The 19,506-nt window shown below is 36.3% G+C and carries 15 protein-coding genes; 3 read left to right on the forward strand and 12 right to left on the reverse strand.

The genetic code is table 11. The features are described from left to right. Positions 1 to 5 precede the first annotated feature (5 nt). The 6 genes from D8M06_RS03900 to zapA form a co-directional block, all read right to left on the reverse strand. Positions 6 to 1,691, reverse strand: coding sequence for a long-chain-fatty-acid--CoA ligase (locus D8M06_RS03900; protein ID WP_121203021.1), 1,686 nt, complete (start codon positions 1,689 to 1,691; stop codon positions 6 to 8). Between the two features lie 212 nt (positions 1,692 to 1,903). Then, positions 1,904 to 2,311 carry a DUF350 domain-containing protein gene (locus D8M06_RS03905; protein ID WP_121203022.1) on the reverse strand — a complete coding sequence of 136 codons (408 nt, stop codon included), beginning with the start codon at positions 2,309 to 2,311 and terminating at the stop codon, positions 1,904 to 1,906. Between the two features lie 92 nt (positions 2,312 to 2,403). Further along, positions 2,404 to 4,743: an endonuclease MutS2 gene (locus D8M06_RS03910; RefSeq protein WP_121203023.1), complete on the reverse strand. Its 2,340-nt coding sequence runs from the start codon at positions 4,741 to 4,743 to the stop codon at positions 2,404 to 2,406. Positions 4,744 to 4,859: 116 nt separating this feature from the next. After that, entirely contained in the window at positions 4,860 to 6,578 is a 1,719-nt protein-coding gene (gene polX / locus D8M06_RS03915) for a DNA polymerase/3'-5' exonuclease PolX (protein ID WP_121203024.1), read from the reverse strand. Positions 6,579 to 7,049: 471 nt separating this feature from the next. Further along, positions 7,050 to 7,595 carry a CvpA family protein gene (locus tag D8M06_RS03920; protein WP_121203025.1) on the reverse strand — a complete coding sequence of 182 codons (546 nt, stop codon included), beginning with the start codon at positions 7,593 to 7,595 and terminating at the stop codon, positions 7,050 to 7,052. 3 nt (positions 7,596 to 7,598) lie between these two features. Next, entirely contained in the window at positions 7,599 to 7,865 is a 267-nt protein-coding gene (gene zapA / locus D8M06_RS03925; RefSeq protein WP_121203026.1) for a cell division protein ZapA, read from the reverse strand. Positions 7,866 to 8,064: 199 nt separating this feature from the next. On the opposite strand from zapA, the gene rnhC reads away from it, so the two are divergent. After that, on the forward strand, positions 8,065 to 9,006 hold the full coding sequence (gene rnhC, locus D8M06_RS03930; RefSeq protein WP_121203027.1) for a ribonuclease HIII: 942 nt from the start codon (positions 8,065 to 8,067) through the stop codon (positions 9,004 to 9,006). 451 nt (positions 9,007 to 9,457) lie between these two features. Here the strand turns inward: rnhC and D8M06_RS03935 are convergent, their stop codons facing one another. The 4 genes from D8M06_RS03935 to D8M06_RS03955 all read right to left on the reverse strand — a co-directional run bounded on the left by D8M06_RS03935 (position 9,458) and on the right by D8M06_RS03955 (position 15,598). Continuing rightward, positions 9,458 to 10,312 carry a LysM peptidoglycan-binding and 3D domain-containing protein gene (locus D8M06_RS03935; protein WP_121203028.1) on the reverse strand — a complete coding sequence of 285 codons (855 nt, stop codon included), beginning with the start codon at positions 10,310 to 10,312 and terminating at the stop codon, positions 9,458 to 9,460. Between the two features lie 706 nt (positions 10,313 to 11,018). Then, positions 11,019 to 13,445: a phenylalanine--tRNA ligase subunit beta gene (gene pheT, locus D8M06_RS03945; protein WP_121203030.1), complete on the reverse strand. Its 2,427-nt coding sequence runs from the start codon at positions 13,443 to 13,445 to the stop codon at positions 11,019 to 11,021. 17 nt (positions 13,446 to 13,462) lie between these two features. After that, positions 13,463 to 14,497: a phenylalanine--tRNA ligase subunit alpha gene (gene pheS / locus D8M06_RS03950; protein ID WP_121203031.1), complete on the reverse strand. Its 1,035-nt coding sequence runs from the start codon at positions 14,495 to 14,497 to the stop codon at positions 13,463 to 13,465. Between the two features lie 363 nt (positions 14,498 to 14,860). Then, positions 14,861 to 15,598: a TrmH family RNA methyltransferase gene (locus D8M06_RS03955; RefSeq protein ID WP_121203032.1), complete on the reverse strand. Its 738-nt coding sequence runs from the start codon at positions 15,596 to 15,598 to the stop codon at positions 14,861 to 14,863. 103 nt (positions 15,599 to 15,701) lie between these two features. On the opposite strand from D8M06_RS03955, the gene sspI reads away from it, so the two are divergent. Beyond that, on the forward strand, positions 15,702 to 15,920 hold the full coding sequence (gene sspI / locus D8M06_RS03960) for a small acid-soluble spore protein SspI (protein WP_121203033.1): 219 nt from the start codon (positions 15,702 to 15,704) through the stop codon (positions 15,918 to 15,920). A gap of 114 nt (positions 15,921 to 16,034) precedes the next feature. Here sspI and D8M06_RS03965 read toward each other — a convergent pair whose 3' ends face one another. Both D8M06_RS03965 and D8M06_RS03970 read right to left on the reverse strand, forming a co-directional pair. Beyond that, positions 16,035 to 16,946 (reverse strand): Gfo/Idh/MocA family protein, encoded by a 912-nt coding sequence (locus D8M06_RS03965; protein WP_121203034.1) that lies wholly within the window; start codon positions 16,944 to 16,946, stop codon positions 16,035 to 16,037. Positions 16,947 to 17,001: 55 nt separating this feature from the next. Next, the gene (locus D8M06_RS03970; protein WP_121203035.1) at positions 17,002 to 17,478 is read right to left on the reverse strand and encodes a GNAT family N-acetyltransferase; all 477 of its coding nucleotides are present in this window, start codon (positions 17,476 to 17,478) and stop codon (positions 17,002 to 17,004) included. A gap of 451 nt (positions 17,479 to 17,929) precedes the next feature. On the opposite strand from D8M06_RS03970, the gene D8M06_RS03975 reads away from it, so the two are divergent. Beyond that, complete coding sequence (locus tag D8M06_RS03975) at positions 17,930 to 19,495, forward strand: DUF6583 family protein (protein ID WP_241558796.1); 1,566 nt, start codon at positions 17,930 to 17,932, stop codon at positions 19,493 to 19,495. The last annotated feature ends 11 nt before the right edge of the window (positions 19,496 to 19,506 follow it).

Consider the following 19,506-nt stretch of genomic DNA (forward strand, 5'->3'; position numbering starts at 1 on the left):
GAGCCTTACACTTTACTTAATTTTTCTTTCTCTTCATCTACTAATCTCCTTCTTAATATTTTTCCAACAGCTGTTTTTGGTAATTCAGAACGGAACTCATAAATTCTAGGAACTTTATATGCAGCAAGATTCTCACGTGCAAAAGCATTTAATTCATCTTCCGTCACATTCGATCCTTCTTTTAATACCACATATGCTTTTACCGTTTCTCCTCGGTACGGATCAGGAATACCAGCAACGACAGCTTCTTGAATAGCTTCATGTTCATATAATACTTCTTCAACTTCTCTAGGATAAATATTATAACCACCAGCAATAATCATATCTTTCTTACGATCGACAATATAAAAATAACCGTCTTCATCCATATAACCTAAATCTCCTGTAAATAACCAACCGTCTTTTAAGACTTTCTCGGTCTCTTCAGGATTTTTCCAATATCCTTTCATTATTTGTGGCCCTTTAACTGCAAGTTCTCCAACTTCACCTATATCAGCTTCTTCTAAATCAGTATCTGCGCGGAATATTTTTGCATCGGTGTCAGGCCATGGAACTCCAATACTGCCGTTTACTCTTTTATTCCATACAAAATTAGCATGTGTTACTGGTGATGATTCTGTTAGCCCATATCCTTCCACCAAACGGCCTCCTGTAACTTTCTCAAATTGCTCTTGCACTTCATGTGGCAATGGTGCGGAACCACTTATACACGCTTCAATGGAGGATAAATCATATTTGTGTAAGTCTGGATGATTTAATAGACCAATATAAATTGTCGGAGCTCCCGGGAATAGTGTTGGCTTCTCTTTTGAAATCGTTTTCAAAACGTCATTAGGATTAAATTTAGGCATTAAAATCATCTTGGATCCTTGCATCACGGAAAAGTTCATTACAGTAGTCATACCATAAACATGAAAGAATGGAAGTACCGCTAATGTGGATTGTCTAGAATCTTTCGTCTTATATAGCCACGCCTCACACATTTGTACATTAGATACCAAGTTATAATGAGTTAACATAACACCTTTTGGATTACCAGTTGTTCCACCTGTGTACTGCAGCAATGCTAAATCTTCTTTCGGCTTAATTTCAGGCTCCAGATAATCTGTAGCAGCCATCTCCATCAAATGTTTCCATACATGCGTGTCTTCAGTTTGCTCGACTTTCACAACCATGTTGTATTCTCGTTTTTGTATAAAAGGATATATTAAATTCTTCGGGAAAGGCAAATAGTCTTTTATACCTGTTACAATCGTATGTTCCAAGTGCGTCCTTCCTCGTACATTCGTTACTCTAGGAACTAATATATCCAGGCAGATGATAAATTTTGCCTCAGAATCAATCAGTTGGAATTCAAGCTCCCTCTCCGTATATAACGGATTTGTCTGCACTACTACCCCACCCGCCATCAATGTCCCATAATAGCCAATTACTGATTGTGGGCTATTAGGAAGCATGATAGCTACTTTATCTCCTTTGTTTAAGCCGAGTGATTGTAAATAGTTTGCCATTTTTTGGGATTGCGAATAGACCTCATTGTAAGTCATTTCTTTGCCCATGAAATGAATAGCTTTCTCTTCGCCATGACGCTGTACACTCTCTTCCAAAAAAACTTGCAAAGGCTTTTCGACATACTCGATGCTTGTTGGAATTTCATTCGGATAATGATTATGCCATCTCTTATTTTCCATTTACATACCTCCTTATTATCTTATTATAATCATTATACCGATAAATTTCTATTTTTAGAAATTTTATTTAATTTATTTTAGAAAAAATTACATTTATCTCTTTGTTTCACTAAAACACCTTATAAAAAGTACACAATACCAGCAATTATAAAAATAATAGCAACGACAATTAATATTTTCGCTAATCTTTCAAAAACCATGAAACTTCCCCCTTATAAAATACTAGCACCTATAACAAAGCCTAACCCCATTGATATCATCATGGACATAAAACCTACTGCTTTGTTCCCTTTTCCTATTTCTTCATCCACTTTAATGGTCGGTGTTAAAAATTCGAAAATAAAATATCCAAATAACAACATTACGAAACCAAATGCCCCCCAGCCTACACTTTGAAGAATAGTATCGTTATGCTCTATTGAATAACGGAATATAGTGGCGATTCCAAACAACTTTCCTCCAGTAGCCATTGCAACAGCAAAGTTTCCTTTTTTTATTTCTTCCCAATTTTTATAAGAGGTAACTACCTCAAAAAGTGCAAGAAAAACCATTGTACAGAGAACGACAACACTATACCTTGCAGCAGTTAGTACAACAACATTATCCCAAAATGCTTCCATTTCCACACACCCTCCTTCTTTGAGATTTACCACACCCAATAAGTCCACTTCTGCATGAGATTATATAGATGTGGTAAACCATCCCTTGATTTTTACCGGAATTCAATCACTGTAACTCCGCTACCTCCCTCACCACCTGAGCCTGGTCTAGAAGAGGCAATACTTGGATGTTTTTTTACAAACTCATGAACTCCTTTTCGAAGGGCTCCAGTCCCTTTTCCATGAATAATGGAGACTTTTGGATAACCAGCAAGCAAGCTATCATCGATATATTTTTCTAGTTTTAATAAGGCATCTTCGTATCTTTCCCCACGTAAATCGAGTTCTGTTTTCACGTGATATTCCGTACCTTTTATAGTTGCTACTGGTTTTTCATAGGTTGGTTTTGGTTTGCCAAGCAACTGGAGATCCTGTCTCTTTACTTTCACTTTCATAATACCGACTTGAACTAGGTATTCATTCTCACTGACTTTTTCCAATACTTCTCCTTTTTGATTCACAGTAAGCAATTTTATCTCATCACCAGGATAAAGTGCTTTACTTTCTTTTGGTTGAGACGTTTGCGCCTCTTGTTTATTCGCAAGGGTTGGCTTAGCCTCTTCCAGCATTTTCTTTGCTTCAATCCACTCATGTTCTTTTATGTTCACACTTGCTTTCATTTTACGAATTTCTTCTACAATCGATTCGGCCTCTTCACGAGCTTTGCTTACAGCTTTCTCAGCCTTCATTTCGGCTTTTTTGAACAGTTCTTCCCGTTTATGCTGGAATTGTTTCCATTCTTTATCCAATTGATCACGAAGGGTTTCACTTTCCCGTAATATTTCGTGTGCTTTTTCATAGTCTTTTTCTGCTGAAATTTGCGACTCCTCTAGTGAGGCAATCATATTTTCTACACTTTTCGAATCGACACCAATTAAGCCTTTTGCTTGCTCAATTATCTGCTCATCTAATCCTAAGCGTTTGGAAATCTCAAAAGCATTACTTCTTCCTGGAATTCCAATAAGTAGACGATACGTTGGCTGTAATGTTTCCACATCAAACTCAACGGATGCATTGATAACCTTATCTCGATTATAACCATACGCTTTTAATTCTGGGTAGTGAGTCGTAGCAATAATACGTGCATCTCTACCAATCACCTCATCCAAGATAGACATAGCCAGTGCAGCACCTTCCCCTGGGTCAGTGCCTGAACCAAGTTCATCAAACAACACAAGGGATTCATGATCTACATATTTGATAATTTCAACGATATTAGTCATATGCGAGGAAAATGTACTTAGATTTTGTTCGATGGATTGTTCATCGCCAATATCTGCAAACACTTCTTTAAATACAGCAAGTTCACAGCCGTCTAGAGCTGGTATTTGTAATCCTGATTGTGCCATTAACGTACATAACCCTACCATTTTTAGTGTGACGGTTTTACCACCTGTATTTGGACCAGTAATGACAATAGAGGTATATGTCTTTCCAATCTCAATATCATTTGCTACAACTTCATCTGCTGGGATGAGCGGGTGTCTGGCTTGTCTCATCTTGATGATTCCTTGATCATTCATTTTGGGTTTCGCTGCTTTCATTTGACTCCCTAAAAGAGCTCTTGCATGAATAAAATCAATTTCTGCTAAAATTGATATATTTTCTGTTAAGAACATATGCTGCTCTGCTATTAAGGAACTTAGATCTTTTAATATGCGATCTATTTCCTGTTTTTCTTTCACATATGCTGCTTGTAATTGATTATTTAATTCTACTACTGCTTTCGGTTCCATGAAGAGTGTTTGTCCTGAAGAAGACTGGTCATGAACAATTCCACCAATCGCTCCACGATATTCTTGTTTTACGGGTAATACATAGCGGTCGTTACGAATCGTTACAATAGCATCAGATAGCATCTTGCTATTAGACCTGGTATAACTTTCCAATTTTTCACGAACTCTTGACTCAAAGGTACGAATGGAACTGCGTATGCTACGCAATTGAGACGTCGCACTGTCCATGACTTGCCCGTGATCATCGATACAGTTTTTTATTTCCCTTTCTAGTTCACGTAACGGGGCAATTCGCTCGACAAATTCTTGTAAAATTGGAAATTCCTCTTCCAGGTTTTCAATAAAGTTCTTCACTTGACGTCCACCATAAATAGTATTGGCTACATCCAAACATTCACCAGTGGAAAGGACTCCACCAATCACACTGCGTTTTATACTCATTCGAATGTCCGAAATTCCACCTAAAGGAATCGTTTTATTTAAACGGATAATTTGTGAAGCTTCATCCGTTTCATTCTGTAATCTTACAACATCTTCTAGTTGAGAGAGTGGCTTCAGCTTCGAAGCATAATCCTTTCCAATCGAAGTTGCTGCGTTATCGGTTAATTGTTCTATAATTTTATGAAATTCTAATACACGAAGGACGCGCTCATTCATGCTTTGTAACTCCTTTGATAGTTGTTCAAATAGAAGGATCGTATAATCCAGGAAATTAACAGTTGGATTACATCTGTTCCATTTGTCCATTACTCACTTTTTTTAAACATCCTCATTTATTTGTTTCGATTAAAATAGTTCATTAATTTCTCTTTATCCCAAGTATTTAAAACGGTATCTTTACGAATCCACCCTCTTCTAGCGGTTCCAACACCATATTTCATATGCTCTAACATATGATAACTGTGTGCATCCGTATTTATCGCTAACGTTACACCTAATTCCTGTGCCTTCCTTACCCAATCCGCTGATAAATCCAAGCGATTTGGATTTGCGTTAATTTCTAAAGCAGTGTCCGTTTCCTTGGCTTTCTGTAAGAGTTTGTCTACATTTACTTTATAACCATCTCGTCTGCCAATTAATCTTCCGGTTGGATGAGCAATTAAGGACACATAAGGATTTTCTAAAGCTGTAAACAAACGATACATAATCTGTTCTTCGGTTTGGTTGAAACTAGAATGTATAGCACCAATGACAAAGTCCATTTCTTTTAAAAATTCATCCGTAAAGTCCAAACTGCCATCCGGCAAAATGTCCATTTCTACTCCTGCAAAAATATGGATATCGTTATATTTTTCATTTAACTCTCTAATAACTTCTCTTTGTTTTCGGAGACGCGCTTCATCCAATCCATTTGCAACCCGCAAATATTTAGAATGGTCCGTAATTGCCATATAAGAATATCCCTTACTTCGAACCTGATTCACCATTTCTTCAATGGATTGAGCACCATCACTATACATTGTATGCATGTGAAGGTCACCTTTAATATCCCCCAGATTGATAAGGGGATAACTATTCTTAAATGCTTCCACTTCTCCTTTATTTTCTCGGACTTCTGGAGGAACATAGGTTAAACCAAAATGTTTAAAGAATTCCTCTTCACTTGAAAAGGTAAGAACCTCATTCGTTTCTTCAACCTCTACTCCGTACTCGTTAATTTTTTCACCTCGTGATTTAGCTAATTGTCTCATGGCGACGTTATGTTCTTTTGATCCAGTAAAATGATGTAATGTTGTTGGATACTCATCTTTGGATACTAAACGGAAATCAACATTAATATCGTACACATCATCAATCGTTACAGATACTTTTGTATATCCTTTTGCAATTACTTCTTTTATATTTGGTATGTCAAGAAGTTGCTCTCTAACAGATGCCGGATTTTCTGTTGCAATGATAAAGTCAATATCCTTTATCGTTTCTCTCATCCTGCGCAAGCTTCCAGCAAGTGAAAAAACTTCTACATCTTTCAAATTATTCAAATAAGATTCGATACTTTCAGCTACTGGAATAACCAATGAAATTGGTAATCTTTCTGGACGGCTCCCTGCTTCATTTAATGCAGATAGAATTTTCTCTGCCGTCTTCTTTCCAAATCCTGCTAGTTTTTCTACTTCCCCATTTTCACACATTTTTTTCAATGACTCTGCATCTGTCACATGGAGTTCCTGGTACAGTTTGGCTAATTTTTTCCCTCCCATACCCGGAAGGTTTAATAAAGGAACTAAACCACTTGGAATTTCTTCTTCCAACTCCTGCAGAACTTCTGATTGTCCATTTTCTATGTATTCTACAATTACCGCGCTAGTTCCTTTGCCAATTCCTTTTATTTTAGTAAAATCATTGATATCTGCTAGAGAACGCTCGTCTCGTTCCAACACTTGCGCCGCTCTTCGGTAAGCAGAAATTTTAAAAGGATTTTCACCTTTCAACTCTAAATATATAGCAATTTTTTCAAGTAACTTTATAACATCTTTTTTATTTACAGACATATCTTTCACCTTTTCTTTCAGTTGTCATAAGGCCTCTTTCATACGTTTAGTTGCTTTTTCACAGTTGATAGAAACTCCGAATAAATTTATTAAGAATACTGCTTAGTCTTCGCTACGGAAATACACTACGCTTTCCGCGGGGAGCTGGTGAGACCCCGCAGTGCGGTAGCACGAGGAGGCTCATCAGCCGCCCGCGGAAAGCGACTGTCCGGAGAGGAAATCAACAAGGCACTACATTTATCTTTAATTAAAGTAATTCACAGTCTATAGAAAATACGGAACAAATTATGTGCAAAAAGCAAAAACTTTTTAGATAAATAGCCTTACGTAAACAATTTTTTAAATTGATTTGATTCCGTTCCAAATGAAAAGACTGATTCCTTATTTTAATACTATTGTACATGACATACAATGGTATCACTAATAAGATGAATCAGTCTTTAAAGGATGGGGCTGAAAATAATCAAGTACTTATTCCTCGCCTATATACGCAAACCATAATTCCAAGATCTTTTCTGAAAAATAAGGAGTTTGTTCCAATATATATAATGCAACGGTTGAACCATTAATCCAGTCTTGAACGGTTTGAACGGGAGTTAACGCAAGTATGTATAAAATGATAAATACAACTAAATAAAACTCAACAAACCCTAGAACACCGCCTAATAACTTATTAACAGAATTAATAATTGGTATGGATGCTACAAAATCAAGCATGGACGCAACTATTTGAAGAATAATTTTCACAGCAAAGAAAATTAAAGCAAATGCTATCGCATTATAAAAAGCATTTTCTAAAGGCAATGCTTGCAGAAAAGCAGCCCATGCACTTTCATCCGATAATTCTGGATAGGGTATCCATAAAGCAAGTTTTGGCCCAATCTCATCATAATACATTGCAGCAACCACAAATGCTATGATGAAACTAAGCAAATGTAATAGCTGTAAAATAAAGCCTCTCTTTAGTCCCCTAAAGAAACCAAAAATCAAACTCAATAATAATATAAGACTAAACATAACCTATTTATCCTCTTTCCTATTCATTGAACCTAGCAGTCTAGCATAATCTTCTTTTAATTTCAGGTAATCATTCATTGTATTAAGCGCAGTCAGTACTGCTAGACTCGCTGTATCCAAATGTTTATTTGCACTTTGGATATCTTTCATTTTCTGGTCAACTAGGCTTGCCACCAATCGAACATGAGTAGATGACTCTTCATCTCCAACTACAGTATATGATCTGTTATGTATATCTACGGTTACACGTTCCTTCTTCTCCTGCGTCACGCGAAAAGCCCCCCGCTTAAGAATTCTACACTTTATATTAACATGAAGTGGACGGTTTAAAAAGAAGTATTTCTTTATATCTCCTATTTTGCTATAGTCTATATATAATTAGAGTTTACGCGTTACATACGGCAATTATTATTCAAGAGTAATTTTTTGCAAACAATCAACTAATTTTAGAAAGAAAAGGAGAGATATTTTGGGTCAAATTGTTGCTGAATTTCCATTGGAAACTATCCATGAAATGAAAAGCTATTATCAACATTCACTTACATCCACGCCACAAGGAGCGATATTTCGAGCAAAAACACAACACGCAGTAATAACATCCTACAGGTCGGGAAAAGTGCTCTTTCAAGGAGGGTCCCCTCAGACAGAAGCAAATAAGTGGACTGATAAAAGTAAATCATTGACAGGTTCTGCTACAAAACCAAAAGCAAAAAGCAAGAAGTCAACCATCTATACTCCATCCCCAACTTTATTTACAAGCAATCACATTGGTTCAGATGAAGCTGGTACTGGTGACTATTTCGGTCCAATTACCGTTGGTGCTGCTTATGTTGAAAAAGAACAAATTGAATTATTAAAAGAGATGGGAATTAAGGATAGTAAAAATTTAACGGATCCTACGATAAAAAAACTATCTAAAGAAATAATAAGGCTAAAGATTCCCTATTCACTGGTTATTTTACATAATGAAAAGTATAACCAACTCCAGAAAAAAGGCTGGTCCCAAGGTAAAATGAAAGCCATGCTTCATCATTCCGCAATTAACCATCTAAAGCGGAAAACTGGTGATTCACCATATGATGGGATTTTAATTGATCAATTCTGCGAGCCCGGCGTTTATCTAAATTACCTCAAATCAGAAAAACGAACATTGCCAGAGAAGACATACTTTATGACTAAAGCAGAAAGTTACTCAATTGCTGTAGCTGCAGGCTCTATCATTGCTAGAACGAGTTTTGTAAATGAAATGGATAAATTATCAGAGAAAATTGGGATTGAACTCCCGAAAGGCGCTTCCAATAAAGTGGATCAAACTATAGCCCGAATTATTCGAAGGAAAGGCGAAGGTGCTTTACAGTCTTGTGCAAAAGTTCATTTCGCTAACACTAAAAAAGCCAATAAATATTTATAATTTGTTTGACAGCATAAAAACTAGGCAAAGCCTCTTTATTTAGTTTTTGACTGCTTATGAACTGTATCGGAATTGAAACAAACTGTGGATAATCTGAATTCATAGCAATGTTCATGTGCTTAACCACTCTACGGAAAGTGGAGTATTCTGCCGAAGCGAGTGACCGCACAAATCAATTATAGGTCTTAGCGAGAGCTAAACTATTCTCAATTAATAATATCCATAGCCTATACAAAATATGGAGTAAGTTATACTAAAATAACTATCTATTAGAGAAGAGCTATAATAAAAAGACTTAGAGAAAATATTCTCTAAGTCTTTTAACTGTAATTTATCAAATAAACGTGTTGTTTAAAACTCGCTATATATACTCTTTGGTTTTCAACACTATGCTTTTAATTACCATATTGTAATGTCATCCTTATTTATCTTACACCCTTATGAAAATTAATCACTCCACAATCGTAACCTGTACACTTCTTCTCCCCCAATTATATGCTTCATCTTTTGTAGGTACATGAATATCTATTTTATTGCCTTTAATCGCTCCTCCTGTATCACCTGCTATCGCTTGACCGTAGCCTTCCACATAAACCTTCGATCCGAGTGGAATAACGTTTGGATCAACAGCAATTACTTTTGCATTCGGGTTGTCTTTCAGATTGATACCTGTTGCAGTAATTCCAGAACATCCATTACAATATGCCGTGTATGCTGTCGCTTCTACTGTGAACGTTTTTCCTTCCGGTTGAGTTTGCTGTTCGGTAGAAGTTTCTTCCTCAGTAGTTTTACTTTCTACTTTAGATTCATTTTCTACATTTGCATCATCTTCTTTCACTTCTGCACTTGCAACGCTGACAGTTTTAGATTCAGATGATTTATCTGATTCCGCTATTTGATCCTGCTTATCCTGATTCTTCGGCTCTGAAGAGACGGTATTTACCGGTCCATTCACAGCTAACTCTTGGCCAACGAGAATAAGGTCAGATGACAAGTTATTCCATTCTCTTAAATTAGAAACGGTTACATCTTCTCCAATTGTTTTACTAATTTTACTTAATGTGTCTCCCTTTTCTACTTCATAATACTCGACTTCATTTTCATCTATGGTTAAAACCTGCTCAGGAAAAATTAAAGATGAGTTCAGATTATTATTCTCCATTAACGTTTTCACGGTAGTGTTATGTACTTTTGCTATCTCCCAAAGGGTATCTCCTTTTTGCACTTTATACTCATCTGCGGATACAGTTGTTGCAAAAACACTTGCAATGATTAGTCCTAATAGTACGGCAACTAATTTTTTCATTACTTATTCCCCCTTTTGTTTTGACAAGCACATCGTAACATGACAAGCCCAGCTTTGTGGTTACAGCCCGTTTAAGAGTTTATGTCCAAAGTTACAATTTTAAGAAATTTAGATTAATTGGTTCTACTCTCCTAAGTGCCTGCATATACTATACGTAGGGGTTTTTATTTATGAAAAAAGTTTCGAGTTTTTCTAACAAATACTTAAAAGATCTGACATCCTCCTCCACTTTTTTCGACTCTCTTGCTTAACTTAGTTTCCAGTCAACCATTATTGCGTATAGAGATATTAAAAAGCTCTTTTTCTAAAAGATTGTGCTTTTTAATATAATTTTGTTATACATTTTATAAACTACCCTAAAGGTAAAATTATGAAGTTTAGCTTTAAAAATATCTAGTGCATGTAATATAATGGAGGCAGAATACGGAGACTCCTCGAAAATAAAAACCAATTTTCTTCGTGCGATGTAATGCAGACGAAGCCTTCCTTGTCCTGCGGGAAAAGCACGAGTCTGAAGACCCCACATAAATCAACAATCTCTATCAACTGTAAAAGTTCAAAAAAGCAACAAAATATACGAAAAAGCCTATAAAAAAACACATTCGATTTCTAGGAGAAATCAAATGTGTTTTCCATTTCATTTATTAGAGTATCCCTCAGGAATTTCTAACGTGTTAACATAATTATTTTATGGTAAATACGATTCTTATGATCGGACGTACGCATTAAACTTACTATTTACAGCTTCTACAATCTTTTCATAAGACTCTTCTACTTCATTATCTTTCAATGTTTTATTTGGATCTTGATATAGAAGGCTATACGCAATTGATTTCTTACCTTCTGGAACATTTTCACCTTGATATACATCAAAAATTTGCACATGTTTTACCAAAGGTGCTCCAACTTCTTCAATAACTTGCTTCACCTCTCCAGCTAAGACCTCTTTATCTAAAATAAAAGCAATGTCTCTAGCTACAGAAGGGTACTTAGGAATATCTTGGAATGACAGAATATTTTCATATGCACCGTAAATCGCCTCTAAATTGAGATCAAATACATATGTTTCTTTTAAATCTAATTCCTTTGCCAATCCTGGGTGAAGTTGGCCAATAAATCCTACTTTCTGTGCCCCTATATTCACTATTGCCGTTCTTCCTGGATGCATATCCTTCACTCTTGCTTGCTCGAAACGAACCGGAATTTCAAGGTAATGGAACAATTTTTCTACCATACCCTTCACAAGGTAAAAATCAACTTCTTTCTTTTCTTGCTGCCATGGCTGTTCCAACCATTTTCCAGTTAGCGCTCCTGATAATCGCAACTGTTCTTTTGGCTGCTTCGTGATTTCCTTTTCATCGGATATAAACACGGAACCCATCTCGTAGTATGCAAGATTGGATTGGTTTCTAGCAATATTATAAGACAGAGTACGAAGCATTTCAGGTAAAATACTTAACCTTAAATATTTATGTTCTTCACTCATTGGCATAGCAAGCGCAACTGGTGTAGGATGTTGCTCTACTATTTCTGGACTGATCAACCTCTTAATATCTCCTCCGTTCGTTAAGGAGTAAGTGAGTGTTTCTGATAATCCAATACTTTGCATGAGCTGCTTGATTTTGCGTTTCAATAATTGGCGTTCTGTTAATCCGCCTGCTTGATTCGAACCTTCTGGCAAAGTAAATGGCAATTTATCATACCCATAGATTCTTGCCACTTCTTCTAACATGTCTTCAAAAATAGTAATGTCTCCACGGCGTGTCGGTACTTGAATTGTAAAGGTATCTTTATTCTGGGTATATGGAAATTGCAAACGAGACAGGATAGATGCTACTTCTTTTGTAGCAATATCGGTACCTAATCGCTTATTTATATCTTCCGTATTCACAACAATTATTTTTTCAGATTTATCAAGTTCATCAAACTCAGCAACTCCTGATAAAACTGTTCCATTTGCATACTTCTGCAATAAATGGCTTGCACGCATACCAGCTTTTTTCACACGATTTGGATCAACGCCTTTTTCAAAACGTGTACTAGATTCGCTGCGAAGACCAGTAGCTTTTACGGTTTTGCGTATAGATCCACCATTAAAGTAAGCTGCTTCTAATAAAACATTCTTCGTTTCATTATTAACTTCTGTATTTGCTCCACCCATCACACCCGCAAGTGCTGTTGCTTCTTTACCATTAGTAATGACAAGTCTTTCTTCATTTAATTTTCGTTCCTGATTATCGAGAGTAATCATTGTTTCTCCTGGATCTGCACGACGAACGACGATTTTATCTGAAGAAAATCGATCATAATCAAAAGCATGAAGCGGCTGACCGTATTCCATTAAAACATAGTTGGTAATATCCACTACATTGTTGATAGGACGTACGCCAGCAGCCATTAGATAATTTCTCATCCATAACGGGGATGATTTAATTTCTACATCTTTTATAACGAATGCGCCATAATAAGGGTTTAAATCAGCTGCTTCCACCTCAACAGAAATATAGTCTTCTGCAGATTCATCTGAAACAGGGAGTGATTCATCTGGAAATTGAACCTCTTTATCCAAAATAGCCGCTACTTCATAAGCAACTCCAAGCATGCTCATTGCATCAGCACGGTTAGCCAAAATATCTAATTCTAAAATAGCATCATCCAGATTTAGCAGTGGTACTACGCTGTCTCCAACTGGTGCGTCTTCAGGGAAGACAAAGATACCTTCAGCAATGTCTGTTGGTATGTATTTTTCATCCATTCCTAATTCCTGCAGAGAACAAATCATGCCATTGGATTCTACTCCACGTAATTTCACCCTTTTAATTTTCATATTTCCAGGTAGTTTTGCACCTGGTTTAGCAACAGCCACTTTTTGCCCTTGCGCAATATTTGGAGCACCACAGATTATTTGTAATGTTTCATCTCCAACATCTACCTGACAAAGGTTTAGTTTATCTGCATTTGGATGCTGTTCACATGAAGCAACATAACCAACTACTACATGGTCACTTTTCTCTGCAAAATATTCTACACTTTCTACTTCAATACCGGATTTCGTAATTTTTTCTGCTAACTCTTCCGGTGTCATATCTTCAAGATCTACATAATTTTTCAACCAATTATAGGATACTAACAAGATGGTCCCTCCTTCATTTAAGCCTTATGGTATTGTTTTAAGAATCGTTTATCATTTAAATAGAATCCACGAATATCATTGACCCCATATTTCAGCATCGCGATTCTTTCAGGGCCCATTCCGAATGCAAAACCTGAATACACTTCTGGATTATATCCGGCCATCGATAATACTTTCGGATGAACCATTCCACCACCTAGAATTTCAATCCATCCAGTCCCTTTACAGACACTACATCCCGCACCTTGACAAACCTTACAGGAGATATCCATTTCAACGGATGGCTCCGTGAATGGGAAGAAACTTGGTCTTAAACGAATTTCTCTTTCTTCGCCAAACATCTTCTTGGCAAATTTATCTAAAGTTCCTTTCAAATCGCTCATTCGCACATTTTTATCTACATACAATCCTTCAATTTGTGTAAATTGATGGGAATGTGTCGCATCGTCGGTGTCACGGCGATAAACTTTTCCCGGACATATCATTTTAAAAGGCTTTTCACCTTTGTATTCCTGCATCGTACGTGCTTGTACTGGAGACGTGTGGGTACGCATTAGTAGTTCGTTTGTAATGTAAAAGGTATCTTGCATATCACGTGCCGGATGATTTTTTGGTAAATTTAAAGCTTCAAAATTATAGTAATCAGTTTCCACTTCTGGTCCTTCTCTTACCTCATAACCCATTCCGATAAATAAATCCTCGATTTCTTCTACAATACTAGTTAAAAGATGAGGACCCCCAACATTTACAGGTCTTCCTGGCAGTGTTACATCAATTGCCTCTGATTCTAGTTGTTTTTCCAATGCAATCTGTTCTAACATTTCACTTTTATCATCCAGTGCTTTCGCAATGGCATCACGAACGACATTAGCGATTTGTCCTACTACAGGACGTTCTTCCTTAGAAAGTTTCCCCATCCCTTTTAATACTTTTGTAAGGGAGCCTTTTTTCCCGAGATATGTAACTCGAATCTCTTGGAGTTCTTTTGGATTTTTAGCCTGTTCGACTTTTTCCAAGGCTTCTGCTTGAATTGCCTCTAATTGCTCTTTCATTAGTTATAGCCTCCTTTATATTACAGTTTGAATGAAAATAGAAAAAGCCCTCTATCCCAATAAGGGACGAGGACTTTGTTTCGCGGTACCACCCTTGTTGGCACAAAGTGTCCACTTGTGCCCAACTTTAAACAAGATAACGGAGTAAATCCGGAACACCTTTACGTATGATGATCCATACGGTCTAAGTGTCAGCTCCAGAGTGAAACAATAACATTACATACGACAGAAATGCTTTCAGTCTGGGGCATTCCTTCCCTTTTTCGCTCATTAATGTTATCTGGCTCGTTCAACGCTTTCGTATATTTCATTCACTGATTTCATATAATATTACATTATAGATAATTCATCTCCAGTTTGCAACTATCCTTTCACATAATACATTAAAATACCGGCGGCAATACTTACATTTAATGACTCTGCTTCCCCATGTATCGGTATGTTTACTATTTTATCAGCTTCTTTTATAAGCGCTGTTTTAACTCCTGCACCCTCATTCCCTAATATAAGCGCTACTTTTGAATCTATTTCTGTCTCGTTGTATTTTACTGCATTATCAAGTGCCGTTGCCCAAACAGAAAATCCAATCTCTTTCAGTGTTATAATGGATGTTTGTAAATTTTTTTGATGTAAGGGAATATGAAAAATCGATCCTTGTGTCGCACGAATAACTTTATCATTATATAAATCCACTGTTCCATCACCTAAAATAATACCATCAAAACCTGCTGCATCAGCCGTGCGGATAATCGTACCTAAATTGCCTGGATCCTGTATTGCATCGATCAATAAGATATAATCTCCATCTAGATTATTGAATCGTTTCATTTCCATAATCGCTGCTACCCCTTGGGGCGTTTTCGTCTGAGATATGTGTTCAAAAACATGATCAGTAACCCATGTTACAGGAAAACTTTCTGCCCAGGCTGGTAAATCCACATTTTCTTGTGCAATGATTTCTTTGATCTGCCACTCACTTTTCCATGCTTCCTCCAATAAATGGAACCCTTCTACGAGAAAGGAATTTGTATTAATACGCTCTTTTCGTTTATGTAATTTTTTCCATGCTTTTACTTTTTCATTTTTTATTGATGTAATCATATGGTTCATCCTTCTTATTTTTTCTCCATCCATCATACATATTTTTACTAGTACCGGTCAAACTATCCTTAAGTTTTAATTTGGAAGGAAAGGAGTGGAACAAATGGATTTAAATATTCGCAAAGCCATCTTGCATAATATAACAAATAATAATCAAGACGAATTAGAAGCTACTATTGTCGATGCAATACAAGGCGGAGAGGAAAAAATGTTACCTGGACTAGGTGTTCTATTTGAATTAATTTGGAAGCAATCTGACGAGCAAGAAAAACAGGAAATGATTGAAGCATTAGAACAAGGTGTAAAACAAGCAGGAAACTAACATTTAGAAATTTTATCCTACCCCTATAGAAAACACAACGTTCAAACGACCATCTTGAAAGATTTTGATGGTCGTTTTCTTATAGTTACGCAGTTTTCTACGAGAGTATCACTTTTATATCAATTCAGTTACCGCCATTTGGGTTCTTAACGCTTCTAATCCATCAATTTTTGGATTTTCATCGTTATTGAGACATTGAATAAAATGATAAACAGCACCTTCAAAACCTCTTTGCTTTAATACACTGTCCCACGATGGAGGTGTTTGAATAGTTTTTCTGTTATTTTTTTCGATTTCAACTGTATGCATATTTTTAATACGTATGGTGACTCCCTCTGCATAAAGCTCTAATTGTTCTAAATTACTTCCCGCATTTCGGTGCATTGCAGTTTGAAACATCGTACGGTTGTCTGATTCAAATATATGCTGAGCATGTTGAAGCTGATTATCTTTATTAACTTTCATGTTGCTATACGCTAGTTTTAACTTTTCCTCCCCCGCCAACCACCGAATCGTATCAACTACATGGATGTAATCATCCAACATGGTAAAATCATAGGAATAAGGACCAATTTTATTAGATCTATGTTTTTCCATACTTCCCCATTCTAAATGATTGGCCATTTGTTTAGCTTCTATATACATAGGAGCAAATCGGCGATTAAAGCCCACCATCAGTTTCCTTCCAAGTTTATTGCTTTGTTTAACAAGTTTTTCAGCATCATTAATAGTAGATGCTAGAGGTTTATCCACATAGATATCCTTCCCTTTGCTCAGGAGTTCTGATATTACTTCATAGTGAGAGGATGTTGAGCTATGTACGAACACTGCATCACAGGATGAAGCCAAAGCTGATAAACTGGAATAATCCTGAATACGATATTGCTTACATAACTTTGTTCTTTTATCTTTGCTCGGGGAAAAAGCCCCAACGAAATCCCAGTCAGTTTCATTTGTAAGAATTGGCAGATACGCTTTTTGAGCAATAGCCCCCAAACCTACCATACCCACTTTCGGCTTTGTCATTACATCACCATTCCTTATCTTTAAAAATCATATTATTTGTCATGTAATTTTGCATCTATAACTTTTTTATATACCAGGTATCACAGGCATTGTGCTCGGATTCATCTAAGGGACTTTCACGTTGTTCAAAACCAAATAAATCATACAGACGATTTGCTTCTTGGAGTTTTTCAAATGTTTCTAAATAACAATATGTATAGTGCTGTTTAGCAAAGTTTAGAGCGACCTTCATTAATTGCTTTGCTAATCCTTTCCTTTGAGCTTCTGGAGCAATGTAAAGCTTTTGCAGCTCACAGATCTTCTCCTGATTCCCGAACGGACCAATTCCTACCCCACCAACCACTTCGTCTTGATTATTTACAACTACCCAATATTTTGCATAGGGTTGTCGCTTGTAAAATTGTGCGAGTTCACCAAGTTGAGGGTCAAAGTATGCGGTTCCTCGAATATCCAGATCAAAGGATTCCAAGGATTGCTTAATTATCTGTTCCATTCTTTGATTATCTTTTTCCACTATTTCACGAATTTGCATCGTAACACCCCAATTTTTTTAAAATCTAATACCTACAATTATTATAAGGTCTAGAAAGCAACATAACTGAATATTCATGTTAGTGTACTTTTCTTTAAGTAATGAGGCTTTCACCCTGCAAACTAACTTTTACTGTACTGGGCTTTCTATCACCTACAACAATTTATAAGTGCAAAAATATTAAAAAAGCCTAAAAGATGAAAATAATCATTATAACCTATGTTAAAATAAATGATAGGCAACAATGATCTTCAATAGTTACATTTATAGGTCTAAAGAATCAACCATAAAACGTAAACCTAGCTATCATTATAACTTATATAACTTGAATAAGGCCAAAGTACTGTTTGACTAGGATAACATGAAGTGATATAAAAAGTGAGGACACAGTAGTATGTTTTAAAGAATACATAAATACATTAGAAAGAGATACTTTGAAAGGGGAAATACTGTGGAACAATCATACAAGAAAAAAGGGGTCAGTAAAGGAATTATAGCTATTGCTATAGTTGCAGTTTTAGTTATTGGCGGGAGTGTAGCTGCGTTTGTAATATCAAATAACGCCTCTCCGAAACAAAACTACTTTTTAGCAGAAAAGAATACGCTGGATTATCTGGAAGACAAGATGAAGGAACGGTACGAACCAGAGTTAGAATGGAGTGACCAATCTTATGAGAATCCAACGGAACAAACATTAGAGCTATCAGCTGAATACAGTGGTCCAACTGGTTCAGATGGTTATCAGACGGTAGACCCAGCACAGTTCATTAATAATTCAAGTATTTCTATTACTGCTCAGGCAGATATGGAAAGCAAACAGTTAGCGAGTGACATCTCTTTAGACTTTTCGGGAATGAAAATTGATGGGTTAAGTGCATACGTAACAGATGAGAAAGTAATGCTTGGATTACCATTTATTGAAGAATATCTACAAGTAATGGATAAAGATTTAGGACCACTTTTACATGAATTGGACCCTATGACTTTTACCGGAGAGGAAACGTTAGAATTAGATTCTCTCTTTGAAGGAAATTCAGTTATTAGTGAAGTAGATATGGAATACCTCAAAACAGAATACGGAGAAATGATATATAAAGAACTTCCAGATGATGCTTTTAGCTCCTCTGAGGAAACAATTGATGTGAATGGAGAATCACTTAACGCTGAAAAAATCGAGCTTCATCTCTCTGAACAGCAAGTAATAGACTTATTAACTACTATTCTAGAAAAAATGGAATCAGATGAGAAATTAAAAGATTTATTAAAAGAACAACTTGCTGCTGGTCAAGTAGGAGGACCTGCCTTAAACGATGAGATGGATCTTATGATTACTGAATTTGAAACGGGAATAAAGGAAATAAAGGATGGTATTCAAGATTTTCAAATTACAGATGGATTCCTTTCGACGATATGGATTTACAATGACATGGTCGCTCAACGTGATTTAAAAATTGAACTCGGACCCAACCCTGAGGAACTCGTATCTTTTGGGATGACAGGATCCCAATTACTTACGGATACATCTCAAACTTTTACTTATGACTTAGACTTTGCAGATCCTGTAAGTTCAGGAACGATGAATATCACTGGTGACTTGTCATGGGAAGATAATCAAGCAACCGATTCTATTAAACTAACTTTTGGAGAATATAACCTCTCCTATGAAGGTCATGAGACATTAGAAGATGGAACACGCGATTTTGAACGAGTATTTTCTTATAATGATAGTATGACAGGTGGAAGTCTAAATTGGGACGGATTTTCTACCTACAATAAGGATCAAGTGAATTCAGAAAACCATTTTTCAGTAGAGACAGATGATTTGAGTAACATCATTTCTCTTCAACTTTTAGTTGATGGAAAACTAATTGACAGTGTTACCGTCCCTTCAGATGATAATGTAAGAGACCTGGGAGGAATGAGTGCTAACGAGCTCATGGACTATTTCGAATTAGAATTAACCCCTAATTTCCAGCAATGGCTATTTGGACTTATGTCTGGGGGAGCTGGATTTTAATTCATAACGAT

Origin of the sequence: Oceanobacillus halophilus (assembly GCF_003628505.1) — a bacterium.
Taxonomy (GTDB): domain Bacteria; phylum Bacillota; class Bacilli; order Bacillales; family Amphibacillaceae; genus Oceanobacillus; species Oceanobacillus halophilus.

Excerpts from the sequence above, each read along its gene's own strand:
- pheS (WP_121203031.1), bottom strand. The coding sequence starts at position 14,497 with ATGAAAGAGCAATTAGAGGCAATTCAAGCAGAAGCCTTGGAAAAAGTC.
- D8M06_RS03970 (WP_121203035.1), bottom strand. The coding sequence starts at position 17,478 with ATGCAAATTCGTGAAATAGTGGAAAAAGATAATCAAAGAATGGAACAG.
- polX (WP_121203024.1), bottom strand. The coding sequence starts at position 6,578 with ATGTCTGTAAATAAAAAAGATGTTATAAAGTTACTTGAAAAAATTGCT.
- D8M06_RS03900 (WP_121203021.1), bottom strand. The coding sequence starts at position 1,691 with ATGGAAAATAAGAGATGGCATAATCATTATCCGAATGAAATTCCAACA.
- D8M06_RS03955 (WP_121203032.1), bottom strand. The coding sequence starts at position 15,598 with ATGATTACATCAATAAAAAATGAAAAAGTAAAAGCATGGAAAAAATTA.
- D8M06_RS03905 (WP_121203022.1), bottom strand. The coding sequence starts at position 2,311 with ATGGAAGCATTTTGGGATAATGTTGTTGTACTAACTGCTGCAAGGTAT.
- D8M06_RS03965 (WP_121203034.1), bottom strand. The coding sequence starts at position 16,946 with ATGACAAAGCCGAAAGTGGGTATGGTAGGTTTGGGGGCTATTGCTCAA.
- D8M06_RS03910 (WP_121203023.1), bottom strand. The coding sequence starts at position 4,743 with ATGAATGAGCGCGTCCTTCGTGTATTAGAATTTCATAAAATTATAGAA.
- D8M06_RS03920 (WP_121203025.1), bottom strand. The coding sequence starts at position 7,595 with ATGTTTAGTCTTATATTATTATTGAGTTTGATTTTTGGTTTCTTTAGG.
- sspI (WP_121203033.1), top strand. The coding sequence starts at position 15,702 with ATGGATTTAAATATTCGCAAAGCCATCTTGCATAATATAACAAATAAT.
- D8M06_RS03935 (WP_121203028.1), bottom strand. The coding sequence starts at position 10,312 with ATGAAAAAATTAGTTGCCGTACTATTAGGACTAATCATTGCAAGTGTT.